The organism is Micrococcales bacterium (assembly GCA_009784895.1).
Taxonomy (GTDB): Bacteria; Actinomycetota; Actinomycetes; order Actinomycetales; family WQXJ01; genus WQXJ01.
On the sequence record WQXJ01000025.1, the window covers coordinates 1 to 11956 of the forward strand.

An 11956-nucleotide genomic window follows, 5' to 3' on the forward strand; every position below is an offset into this window, starting at 1 on the left:
CTAGCAGCTGATGTTGCCAGGCATCCACCCAGCCCGGTAGCCGCCACTCGAAGTAAACCCACAGGCCAGGCCCCGAAAACCCGCCACCCGACCACACTCAACCAAACGTAACCTCAGCCGCGAAGCTCACCTTGGATCTGCGTCCGCTGATGTGGCTAATGCGGCTCTGGGGCAGCGCGACGCTCGCAGCGGTCATGACAGGCCCAAAGCCAGCCAAGTCCGGCCACCTGCAGCAGTGCTCGCTCGATCCTCTGCATTTCCTCGGTGGTGACATAGCCAATGAGCTCTCCCAAACGCGAGCCTGCATCGACGGCGCCCATTTGCTCAAGCATGACCAGAGTCTCGGTCCCACCCAGGTCAATGGCCACTCGAAAGGATGATGGCTGGGCGCTGGCGGAGGTTGGCGCCACCAACACCGTCGAAAGTTCAAGTGCGTCTTCCTGCAACACAACGCAATAGCGGCGCCCTTGTTGCTCATGCCCTGCCGCTTTTTTTGGAGCACGCAACGGGTGGATCGCTCCGCGCATCACAGGCTCCCCATGTCTTCTAAGATGGCCAGCGCTTCTGCACGGTCAGCCGGGTTTTCGCGCAAGGCCAATGACTCCTGGCGCAGAGCTTCCCGCCGGAGTGTCCATTCGTAGTCCAAGACGGCTTGCCTAATCACCCTGGCTCGCGTTTGCCCGGTTTGGTCTATTGCATAAGCGATTGCGTCTTCCATGGGGACGTCAGGACGAACAGTGAACGTTGCCATGCCGTCAGTGTATCACAAGCCGTGTCACAACTGTGACTTGCGTCAGTGTCACTGTTCCAGCGCCGGCCCAGGGCGCGACGCTAGCTGCGCGAACCAGGCATCACCACAACGCCGGTGGCGTCGGCAAAGACGTGGTCGCCCGGCATGACCCTGACGCCGCCAATCTCGACCGGCACGTCAATGTCGCCCAGATCACGCTTGTCGGTTTTGAGCGGCACCGAGCCCAAGGCCTTAACTCCAAGGTCAATCTCTCGCAGAGCTTCGACATCGCGCACGGCGCCGTATATGACCAGGCCAGCCCAGCCGTTGGCGCTGAGCTGGGCTGCGACCATGTCCCCTAGCAGGGCGTGGCGCATTGAGGCGCCGCCATCGACCACAATGACGCAACCATCGCCGCTCTGGGCAGCTAAGTCTTTGACCTTCGAGTTGTCTTCAAAGCATTTGACCGTGCGAGCCGGGCCGCTGAATGATTCCCGCTGGCCATAATTCCTAAAGGAGACATGCATGACCTTGACGATGTCTGGAAACTCATCGCATAGGTCCGGGGTGTTCTGGTTCATCATGCCTCCTTGTATGGCCGCCAGGCTCCTTCCCCCAACTCTAGCCGCTGGCTCCCCCGGAGATCTGTACTCGAAGGATCAACCGGTCAGCCACTAGGCTTCCATCACCCAGAGTTTGTTTAGGGCCAGCCATTGCTCGGTCCGAGAGGCAAGAAAGGGCGCTGATGGACCAGGTGGGCTCGCACGAGGCCGCGTCGCAGCCACCGCTTGGCCACCTCCGGGATCAGTTGGAGGTGCCAGACGATTTCGACACCATTCAGGCCGATCAAGTCCGTGAGCTGTTCGAGGGGCACCTATGAGCGGCTTGTGCTGGTGACGCACGACCCGGTGGTCGCCACCTACCCCGGGCAGATCCGGCTGGTCTAGCCGCTGGCTCCTCCAAACCCGGCTGACGACCAGACCGGCCGCCACTCAATGCGACTGGACCGCCCCAAAGGTCTCGCCCGGCGCCGGCTTGAACTCGCCCCAGCCGTCCGCCTGGGACAATGGCACAGTGCCCGCCAACGGCCAGACCAACTCAGGCATCCGGCTGCAATTCCCGCCGGAACTGCCGGTTAGTCAGCGACGCAGCGAGATCGCTCGAGCCATTGCCGACCACCAGGTTGTTATCGTTTCCGGTGAGACTGGCTCTGGCAAAACCACCCAGCTGCCTAAGATTCTGCTTCAACTTGGCCGCGGTCAAGGCGCCCTGATTGGTCACACCCAGCCCCGCCGCATCGCCGCCCGCACTGTGGCCGAGCGCCTAGCTCAAGAAACCGGCACCGTGCTGGGCCAGCTGATCGGCTACCAGGTTCGCTTCACCGATCACACCAGTGCCGCCACCCGGGTCAAGGTCATGACCGACGGCATCTTGCTGGCTCAGATTCAGCGTGACCCCCAGCTGCGCGCCTACGACACCATCATCATTGACGAGGCTCACGAACGTTCCCTCAACATCGACTTCCTGTTGGGCTATTTGTCGAACCTGCTGCCCCGGCGGCCTGATCTGAAGCTGATCATTACCTCGGCCACGATTGACTCCGAACTGTTCGCCGCTCACTTTGGCACAGCGGCCAGCCCGGCTCCAGTTATTGCGGTGACCGGGCGGACCTATCCGGTCGAAATCCGCTACCGGCCACCGGGTATCGAGGGCACGCCGGAAGATCAGCCCGGTGCAATCTGCGCTGCGGCGCGTGAGCTCATGCGGCACGGTAACGGCGACATTTTGGTCTTTTGCAGTGGTGAGAGGGAAATCCGCGACGCCAGTGAGGCGTTGACCTCCAGTTTCCGCACGCTGCCGCTTGGTTCGCCCGATGCCGGCCCACCAGACGCCATCGAGGTCCTGCCTTTGTATTCGCGTCTGTCCGCCCGCGAGCAACACCGGGTCTTCGAGCCACACTCCCGCCGCCGCATCGTCGTGGCGACCAATGTGGCCGAGACTTCGCTGACCGTGCCAGGGGTTCACTATGTGATTGACCCCGGCACCGCCCGGATTTCGCGTTACTCCAGGTCAACCAAGGTTCAACGCCTGCCAATCGAACCGGTCAGCCAGGCCAGCGCCAATCAGCGGGCCGGCCGTTGCGGCCGGCTGGCTGAAGGCGTTTGTATCCGGCTGTACGGCGAGGATGATTTTGACTCGCGGCCTGAGTTCACCGAGCCCGAGATTTTGCGCACCTCGCTGGCCGCAGTCATCTTGCAGATGATCGCCGTTGGAGTGGCCAAATCGCCAACCGATGTCACCACCTTCCCATTTGTACAAAAGCCCGATGAGCGGAATGTACAAGATGGTGTTAGGACACTTCAGGAGCTTGGCGCCATCGAGACGAACGGCCGCCGCACCAGACTGACAGCAGTAGGCCGGCAGATTGCCCACCTGCCCATTGACCCGCGCTTGGGCCGGATGATCGTGGCCGCTGCCGACTTAGGCGTGATCCGGGAGGTGACGGTGCTGGCGGCGGCTTTGTCGATCCAAGACCCGCGTGAACGCCCAGCCGAGCTGGCGACCCAGGCCGACCAATGCCACGCCCGTTTCGCCAATCCGACGTCTGATTTTCTCGGTCTGCTGAGCCTTTGGGACTACCTGCGCCAGGCCCGGCGTGACAAGTCGTCCTCGGCCTTTCGGCGCCTGGTCCGGGCCGAATACCTCAATTACCTTCGCGTGCGGGAATGGCAAGACCTGGTCCAAGAGCTGCGCCGGGCCCAAAAAGATCTTGGCCGCCGCCGCAACAAAGCCGACCGCAGCCCCCAACGCCGCCAGACCGAGCTTTGGCAGACTGCCGGCACTGGTAGTACTGACCAGCCCCAACGCCGCGAGACCGAGCTTTGGCAGACTGCCGGCACTGGTAGTACTGACCAGCCCCAATGCAGCGAGACCGAGCTTTGGCAGACTGCCGGCACTGGTAGTACTGACCAGCCCCAACGCCGCGAGACCGAGCTTTCGCATGAACCTCCAATAGGCCGCAGCCGGGACACCGACTCAATCCACAAGGCCGTACTGAGCGGACTGGTCAGCCACATCGGTCTGCAAAAGGCCACCGAGGTAGGCACCGACCGCCGCGGGGACAAACCCCAACGCGGTGCCAGGTCGAGGGCGATACGCAATGACTACGTCGGTCCGCGCGGTGCGCGTTTCGCCGTCTTCCCTGGATCGGCCCTATTCAAGAAGCCACCCGACTGGGTCATGGCGGCCGAGCTGGTCGAGACGACCCGGCTTTGGGCCCGGACCTGCGCCCAGATCGACCCGGCCTGGGTCGAGCAAATGGCACCTCATTTGGCGCGCTACTCCTACCACTCGCCACGTTGGTCAACCAAACGCGGCAGCGCCGAGGCGACAGAGAAGGTGCTGGTCTACGGTTTGCCGGTGGTTGCTGGCCGGACGGTACAGCTGGCGCCTCATGATCAGGTCTTGGCCCGGGAGTTGTTTATCCGCCACGCTCTAGTTCTGGGCCAGTGGCAAACCCACCACCGCTTCTGGATCCAAAACCAAATGGTCCTTGACCGGGCCAATGACCTGGCGGCGCGCTCACGCAACTATCTGAGCGCACCGAGCGAAGATGAGCTCTTCGACTTTTACGACCAACGGATTCCAGCTTCAGTTGTCTCTGTTGGTCACTTCGACTCTTGGTGGTCCAAGACCAAAAGGAAGAACCCAGAAAAACTAACCCTCAAGCTGGCAGACCTAATCGAAGCCGAGGATCCGGTCCAGGCTGGCTTCCCGGACACTTGGCAGCAAGGCGATTTCGACTTGCCCCTGAGCTATCAGCATGCCCCTGGTACAGATGATGATGGGATCACTGTACATATCAGGGTTGACCAGGCAAATCAGGTGCCGGTTGATGGCTTTGATTGGCAGGTCCCGGGCCTTAGACAGGATCTGATTCAGGCCCTTATCCGTGGCCTGCCAAAGAAGCACCGGGCCATGTTACTGCCGGCCCAGGAGACCGCCCGCCTGGCAGTGCAGGCATTAGGCAGCCCGACTGACTGGACTGACCCCCAGGGCAGGGTCAAACCGTTGAGCGAAGCCCTGACCAGCGTGATGCAGAAACTGCGCGGGGTTCACGTGCCGCCCCAAGCCTGGCAAGAGGTCGCGATCCCGGAGCACCTGCGCCTCAGCTTTGTGATCGAGGGGTCAAAAGGCCAGATCCTGGCCTCCGGGGCCGACCTGCCTTCAGTGGTCCACGAAGCTACGCCGGGCGTACAAGACGCGATTGAACGGGTGGTTGCGGCCAGCGTCAGATCCAAAGCCGCCCAGACAGCGGTGGACCAGGCGCCAACAACCCTCAGCTGGCCAGGCAGTCGCGAAAACCTGACCACCTGGGACTTTGGCGACCTGCCAACCGAAATCAGCGCCCAAGTCGATGGCCTGGACGTGCGCGGCTACCCGTCCCTGACGCTGGATGGAGCCAGTGTCGCCTTACGTCTAGCGACTGACCAAGCTCACCAAGCCGCCTGGATGACCGCCGCCACCTGCGAACTGCTACTAGGCGAACTGGCCCTACCGGCCAGGCGTCTAACCACTGCCCTGCTGCCGGAACAGGCCCTAGACCTAGCTACCAGCCGATACCCAGAGCCTGATGGTCTGGTCCTCGACGCCCAACGAGCCGTCATCGGCGCTGCCCTGAAACAGGCAGGACAACCCTGGACGCAGCAGGCCTACCAGGCGCTCTACTCTGATCTGCGGCAAAACCTCGAAACCAAGACCCAAGCCGTCCTAATGCAAGTCGGTCGGCTGGAGAGCTTGGGCCGTGAGATCGACCGGCGAGCCGACAAAGCCACCGCCCTTGAGGTGCTGGGCACCGCCATGGACATCCGTCAGCACCTCGACCACCTGCTGGCCGCAGGCTGGATCAGCCGGGCCGGTCTGGACCGCCTCGATGATCTGCACCGATATCTGTCAGCGGACGCCTACAGGCTCGATCGCCTGGGCCAAAACCGGGCCCTTGAGGAGCGCGGCCTCTACACCGTCCAGCAAAGCGAACAAGCTCTGGCCGCCGCCTTGGCCAACCTGCCCCCCGGCCAGCCAAAACCACCACAACTCGACAGGGCCAGTTGGATGATCGAAGAGTTACGCGTCTCGCTCTTTGCTCAGCATCTGGGCACGGCTTACCCCATCAGCGCCAAACGCATCACCAGAGCTCTTGGGGAGTGCTAGTCAACCCTCCCCAAGGCCAAGACTCTGCTTGTCTGCCGCGTTTCCTTAGGTCAGCGCCTCGCGCTGACCACGTCAACACGGGTAACACCTCTAGTAGATACGCGGATTGAGACTAGTTAGCGGCATCTCAGCGGTATCCTCCGGCGAAACTGGCACCGAGGCTGTGATGATCGAGCCGTCGGCCCGCAACGCTCCGGCGATGTCCCGGGCCGTGGGCGCACCGAGCAGCCGCGGGCCCTGACCGGCCAGTGGCACGCTAACCGAGACGCCAACTAAGACCTCGACCCGGTCGCCACAGACTATGACCTCGGCACCGGAACCACTCAGACCGGTGAAAACCATTTCGTTTTGCAGCAGATCAACGTCAATCAACGTGTCACCGACCCGAAGCTTGAAGGTCAACCCATCCCACAACTCCGGCAGCCTGGGAGAGAACTCTAGCTGGCCGGCATCGGTTCTCAATCCGGCAAAACCGCAGACCAAGACCGACCAGACGCCGCCAGCCGAGGCCACGTGAACGCCATCGGCCGCGTTGCCGTGATAGTCGCCCAAGTCCACGTAAAGGGCCTTGCCAAAGTACTTCAGGGCCAGTTCTTGGTAACCCACCTCGGCCGCCATAATGGCCTGCGCCACGGCCGAAAGCGATGAATCCCCAGCTGTCAGTGGGTCGTAGTAGTCGAAATCGGCCAGCTTCTGTTTGGCCGTGAATTCCTTCGAAGCCAAGAACTGGGCCAAGACCACGTCGGCTTGTTTGAGAACCTGGAAGCGATAAATCACCAGCGGATGGAAGTTCAGCAGCAGCGGGATCTGGGAAGGCGGGGTGGCTTCTAGGTCCCACAGCTCCTTCTTCAGAAACTGGTCATCCTGCGGATGGATGCCAAGCAAATCGTCATACGGGATATGCATGGCGTTAGCCGCCTTCATCCAGGAAGTCGGCTCATCTGGCAGCAAACCCAACCTGGCCACGGCCCGCTGGTGGGACACCGGGTTGATGCCTTCCATCGACCGCAGTGCCTGGGCCGCCGCTCGCAGGTTGAACCGGGCCATGACGTTGGTGAACAAATTGTCGTTGACCACCGTGGTGTATTCGTCTGGACCAGTGACGCCGTGGATATGGAACTGCCCGCGCCCACCCGGACCGGACCGGCGAATGAAACCTAAGCCGGACCACATCCGGGCGGTTTCGACCAGTATGTCGATGCCCTCACGTTCCAGAAAGTCAACGTCCCCAGTCACCTGCAGGTATTGGACCAGGGCGTAGGCGATGTCGGCGTCAATGTGGTACTGGGCAGTGCCAGCGGCGTAATAGGCCGAGGCCTCCTCGCCGTTGATGGTCCGCCAAGGGTATAAAGCCCCTGCCTCAGACATCTCCGAGGCACGTCGCCGGGCCGCCTCCAACATGGTGTAGCGGAAGCGCAGCGCGTTGCGAGCCCAGCCGGGGTTGGTGAACGTCAAGAAGGGCATGATGTAGATTTCGGAATCCCAGAAATAGTGACCCGAATAGCCAGATCCGGTCACGCCTTTGGCCGCAATACCAGCGCCTTCAGCCCGGGCCGCGGCCTGGGCCACGTGATACAGGTTCCAGCGCACGGCCTGCTGGACGGCGGCCTGGCCGTGTACCACCACATCAGACAGCTCCCAGTATTTGTCCAGCCAGATCCGCTGGTCTTTTTGAATAGCGGCTTCGCCGGCTTCCCGCGCCCGGCGCAGGGTCACCCGGCCGCGTTCTGCTAGCTCGGGTGTTGGTACACCTCGTGACGTGTGATAGGACACCAGCTTGACCAGCTTGAACGGCACATCTGCCCGGGCTTGGACGGTGTAGGTGGTTTTGGCGATATCCGGCTCAATCAGATTGGCCACGGCGTAGTCGTTAGCGGTTTCAACCAGGTGGTCCATACCCACCGCCACTGTCATCCCTGAATTGATCGCGCGGTAGCCCAGGAAAACCACTTGGCCCTCGTCCTCTTCGCGACCTAGTTCAGGCCGAAGTACACGCTCGGACAGTTGGCTGGTCTTGCGCGGATCAAAGCCCCGCTGGCCGGCATCTGCCCCCAGTAGATGGTATTCGTCGCCGCCGTCTTGGCGGTTGATCAGCTGTGATGCCAGCATGATGGGCGCGTCAGTGTCCATGGTGACCTCGTAGGTCATCATGGCCAGGTGCTTTTCGGGGAAGGAAACCAGGCGGGTGGAGCGGATATGTGCTCGTTTGCCCGATGACGTTCTCCAGACCAGCTCGCGCCTCAAGAGGCCGTTCTTGAAGTCGAGCGCCCTTTCGTAGCGCTCAAGATCAGCCACGCCCAATAGCAGGGGCTCATCATCAACGTAAAGTCTGATCACCTTGGCATCTGGAACGTTAACTATGGTCTGGCCAACTTTGGCAAAGCCGAAGGCGTCCTCGGCGTGGCGGATGCGGAAGGTTTCGTGAAAACCGTTGACGTAAGTGCCGTGTTCAAAGGCGTTGCGGCCCTCTTCGACATTGCCGCGCATGCCTAGATAGCCGTTGCCCACCGCGAACAGGGTTTCGCCGATTCCCAGATCATTTTGGCTGCATGAGACTTCGCGCAAGACCCACGGATCTACCGGAAAGCGCGTGCGATCAAGCGGATCGGTGATGGGGGACCAAGTCATGTCCTCGCCTCCGTTATGGGCCGGTGCATCCGCACGGGTAGCCGCGAAGCAACTACCAGCAAACACGTTGACTTCGAGGGCCACAATATGTCTCTCAGAGCAACGTCAAACACGATCCTAGGGCTCGATGAAGCTATTGTGGTCGATCAGTGGTCGCTTCATTCAATCGCAAGCCTGGGCGTGTCCCATTTCGAGTCAAGCTTGCCCAGAGAATTGGCTGGGTGCTGTTTGTTGGTGGCGGCCTAGTGACACCACGTTTGGCCGCGCGAACCGCTGCCAGGCGTTGGCACAAACTACCTGGTAACAAGGGCCGGCGCCAGGACAACCGAGCGCAAAGCGGCCAGGTAGAAACCTTGGACACTGGCCTACCTGAACGTCTTGTGGTCGAGTCCTGGGGCTCGGGCGATCGTCTGGTCTACCTGGTACACGGCTGGGGTGGTTGGCGTGGCCAGGTGGCGGCTTTTGTCCAGCCGCTGGTCGAGGCCGGTTTTCGGGTGATCGCCGCCGATACGGCCGCTCATGGAGACTCCGAACCCGGACGCTACGGTTCCGACCACTCCAGTGGCGGCGAGATGATTGAGGGCATCGAAAACGTCATCCACCATTTTGGCCAGCCTCATGCCGTCATTGCCCACTCGCTCGGTTGTGCCAATATTTGCCGTGCCATCTTGGACGGCGAGGTCAGGGCCGAGCGTTTGGTGCTGGTCGCACCCAACCCGGATATGGAATTCCAAGCCAACAAGTACGGCCGCAGCTTGGGTTTCCGCTCCTCCACCATCAAACGCATGATCGACTACATGGAACTGTGGGCCAAGTGGAAAATGTCGGACTTCGACGTTGCCACCATGGCCCAAACTGGGCGACTGCCGCCGGCCTTGATTATTCACGACCGGGCAGACAAGGAAACCCCCTATGACACGGCAGAGCAAATGGCCGCGGCCTGGCCAACCGCTCGCCTGATGACCACCAGTGGTCTGGGCCACCACCGGATTCTCATTTCTAAGCCGGTCATTGAGGCCGCTACTAGATTTGTCGTCACAGGCGAATACGCCCAGGCTCAGTAGTGGACACCGGCTGTTTGGCCGTCAGATTCCAACTTGACTAGCGCCGGTTCTTCTGATAATCCACAGGCGCGACTACCTTGTCCACAGCCCACAAGGGTTATATCTGCTGACCAGAGGCATATTAGCGAATCTGAGTCGGAATAATCCACAGGTCTGCTCGGTCTTTCCACACGCCGACGTGCAAACACAGGCCGCCTGTTGAAAACTCTGTGGGTAACTGCGGCCAGGGTCGCGAAGCGGCCTGTTTTGGTGCTTGGTCGCTGCGGGGCAACAATTGACTTGAACACTTCGATGGCACCGGTCAAACGACCTGAACACTTCGATGACACCGGCCAATCGACCTGAACACTTCGATGGCACCGGCCAATCGACCTGAACACTTCGATGACAGCACCGAATCGACCTGATCGTTTCAATGACGGCAGTTTCGGTCCACCTGGGGAAACGCTCTGGCCCGATCATCGAACCGTTCACCTCGATCTGATCGAATAACTCAATCGTTCAAGTCGATTCGGCCGAACCATGGCGCAGCTGGATCTGTGGCAAGGGGCACCACGAAAACAAATCACCCGAGACATAGTGGCAACAATGTCCCACGACATCACAGTGCGGTGCTCCTCGCGCTACGCGCTCGTCAACAGTTTCGTTGGCCTCGCAAAACCAAGCAAGCTCGTTGGCACTCAGCTCTCCTCGCCTGTGCTCCTCGCGCTACGCGCTCGTAAACTTCTTCGTCGGCCTCGGCCAACCGAGCAAGCTCGTTGGCGCTCGGCTTTCCTCGAAGTGCGCGAGGGGGGAGTTGAACCCCCATGCCCTTGCGGGCACACGGACCTGAACCGTGCGCGTCTGCCTATTCCGCCACTCGCGCGCGAGGCAAGAGGGTAGCACGTCAGCAGCCATGAACGGCAATTGATAGTAGATTCAGTGGCCTTGGGTGCTAATCACCCCAGGCCCGGACGGTTAGTTCAGGCTAACGGCGACGTAGAGGCCTTGATCGCCCCACAAGTCGTTACGATGATGCTGGGCTAGGTAGTCGCGAGGAAGGATGAGTATGACATTCCTCGACCGTTTCGAGAAGGGCGTCGAGCGTGCTGTCAATGGTGCTTTTGCCAAGGCGTCCCGAAGTGAGGTGAAACCCGTGGAACTGGCATCAGCTCTGAGGCGTGAGTTGGACGAGAAAGCAGCCGTGCTGGCCAGAGGCCGGGCGGTGGTGCCAAACGAGTTTGTGATCGAGCTGGCACCAGACGATTTTGACCGCATCCTCGACTGGGGTGCAGAGGCCATGGGAGAAGAACTCCAGGAGGGCGCGGCCGCTCATGCGGCATCCCAACGCTATGCCTTCGTAGGCCCGGTCTCGGTCACCTTTGAAGAAAACACCGAACTTGCCACCGGCGGCTTTAGGGTGAGGTCTGCCACCGTCCGCGGCGCTGTGGCCCCCGCCGCCAACGGCACACCATCACAAAAGCACCCCATTGTCGACATTGATGGGCAGCGCTACCTGCTGACCGGGCCCGTCACCGTGATTGGCCGCGGCTCTGATGCCGACATCATTGTCGAAGACACTGGAGTCAGCCGCCGCCACGTCGAGATCAGACTGACCCCGGACGGCCCAGTCGCTACTGACCTTGGCTCGACCAACGGCTCCTTCGTGGAGGGCCATCGCATAACCAATGCCCTACTGGTTGACGGAAACACCATCACAGTTGGCCGCACTCAGGTCGTCTTTTGGACAGGCGAACAGACCGAAGCCGCTGACGACGTCCAGGGCTGAGCCGCTTCGTGGGTGAACTGGCAGTCTCGCTGCTCAGACTGGGCTACCTGGTGGCCTTGTGGGCAGTGGTGCTGGTGGCCATAACGACGCTGCGCCGCGACGTCTACGGCACTACCATCTCCCGCCGCGGGCGAGCGGGCAAACCCAAAGCAAAAAATGCCCCAGTGGTGGCGGCCCCTGGTGTCCCAGGCAGCCCGGTGGCCCAAGGCCCAGCCCGACCGGCCGGCCCCTTGGCCCGCCGGTCGGTTGAACTCAGCCCGGAGGCACCAACCCGGCTGATTGTGACTTCAGGCCAGCTCAGAGGCACACAGCTGCCGCTCAGCACTGGCGGAGTTGTGATCGGTCGGTCAGCCTCGGCCAATCTGGTGCTGGACGATGAATTCGCCTCTTCCCGCCACGCCCAGCTGGTCTTGAACCAGGGCCAGTGGCAGCTAGAAGACCTCGGTTCAACCAATGGCACCTTTTTCGCAAACAAGCGGATGACGGGGCCGGTTATGCTCAAGGACGGGAGTTCATTCCGCATTGGCAACACCACCCTGGAGGTCCGAAGGTAAC

8 protein-coding genes and 1 tRNA gene are annotated in these 11956 nt (G+C 61.3%); 4 read left to right on the forward strand and 5 right to left on the reverse strand.

The features are described 5' to 3' along the window. Positions 1 to 155: 155 nt before the first annotated feature. The 3 genes from FWD29_05870 to rraA all read right to left on the reverse strand — a co-directional run bounded on the left by FWD29_05870 (position 156) and on the right by rraA (position 1311). Positions 156 to 527: a type II toxin-antitoxin system PemK/MazF family toxin gene (locus tag FWD29_05870; GenBank protein ID MCL2803463.1), complete on the reverse strand. Its 372-nt coding sequence runs from the start codon at positions 525 to 527 to the stop codon at positions 156 to 158. Continuing rightward, positions 527 to 751, reverse strand: coding sequence for a hypothetical protein (locus tag FWD29_05875; protein ID MCL2803464.1), 225 nt, complete (start codon positions 749 to 751; stop codon positions 527 to 529). Before FWD29_05875 ends, FWD29_05870 begins: the two co-directional genes overlap by 1 nt. A gap of 80 nt (positions 752 to 831) precedes the next feature. Beyond that, positions 832 to 1311: a ribonuclease E activity regulator RraA gene (gene rraA, locus FWD29_05880; protein MCL2803465.1), complete on the reverse strand. Its 480-nt coding sequence runs from the start codon at positions 1309 to 1311 to the stop codon at positions 832 to 834. 493 nt (positions 1312 to 1804) lie between these two features. Here rraA and hrpA point away from each other — a divergent pair, with 493 nt between their 5' ends. Further along, positions 1805 to 5941, forward strand: coding sequence for an ATP-dependent RNA helicase HrpA (gene hrpA / locus FWD29_05885; GenBank protein ID MCL2803466.1), 4137 nt, complete (start codon positions 1805 to 1807; stop codon positions 5939 to 5941). Positions 5942 to 6031: 90 nt separating this feature from the next. Here the strand turns inward: hrpA and FWD29_05890 are convergent, their stop codons facing one another. Beyond that, entirely contained in the window at positions 6032 to 8569 is a 2538-nt protein-coding gene (locus FWD29_05890) for a glycoside hydrolase family 65 protein (protein ID MCL2803467.1), read from the reverse strand. Positions 8570 to 8814: 245 nt separating this feature from the next. Between FWD29_05890 and FWD29_05895 the strand changes: the two genes are divergently transcribed. Then, a complete protein-coding gene (locus FWD29_05895; protein MCL2803468.1) occupies positions 8815 to 9633 on the forward strand; it encodes an alpha/beta hydrolase in 819 nt (272 codons plus the stop codon). A 781-nt stretch (positions 9634 to 10414) separates the two neighbouring features. Here the strand turns inward: FWD29_05895 and FWD29_05900 are convergent. Then, positions 10415 to 10498, reverse strand: a tRNA-Leu gene (locus FWD29_05900). 183 nt (positions 10499 to 10681) lie between these two features. On the opposite strand from FWD29_05900, the gene FWD29_05905 reads away from it, so the two are divergent. Together FWD29_05905 and FWD29_05910 are read left to right on the forward strand one after the other, a co-directional pair. Continuing rightward, the gene (locus tag FWD29_05905) at positions 10682 to 11401 is read left to right on the forward strand and encodes a DUF3662 and FHA domain-containing protein (protein MCL2803469.1); all 720 of its coding nucleotides are present in this window, start codon (positions 10682 to 10684) and stop codon (positions 11399 to 11401) included. A gap of 8 nt (positions 11402 to 11409) precedes the next feature. Then, positions 11410 to 11955 (forward strand): FHA domain-containing protein, encoded by a 546-nt coding sequence (locus tag FWD29_05910; protein MCL2803470.1) that lies wholly within the window; start codon positions 11410 to 11412, stop codon positions 11953 to 11955. Position 11956 lies beyond the last annotated feature (1 nt).

Excerpts from the sequence above, each read along its gene's own strand:
- FWD29_05875 (MCL2803464.1), bottom strand. The coding sequence starts at position 751 with ATGGCAACGTTCACTGTTCGTCCTGACGTCCCCATGGAAGACGCAATC.
- FWD29_05905 (MCL2803469.1), top strand. The coding sequence starts at position 10,682 with ATGACATTCCTCGACCGTTTCGAGAAGGGCGTCGAGCGTGCTGTCAAT.
- FWD29_05890 (MCL2803467.1), bottom strand. The coding sequence starts at position 8,569 with ATGACTTGGTCCCCCATCACCGATCCGCTTGATCGCACGCGCTTTCCG.
- FWD29_05870 (MCL2803463.1), bottom strand. The coding sequence starts at position 527 with ATGCGCGGAGCGATCCACCCGTTGCGTGCTCCAAAAAAAGCGGCAGGG.
- rraA (MCL2803465.1), bottom strand. The coding sequence starts at position 1,311 with ATGAACCAGAACACCCCGGACCTATGCGATGAGTTTCCAGACATCGTC.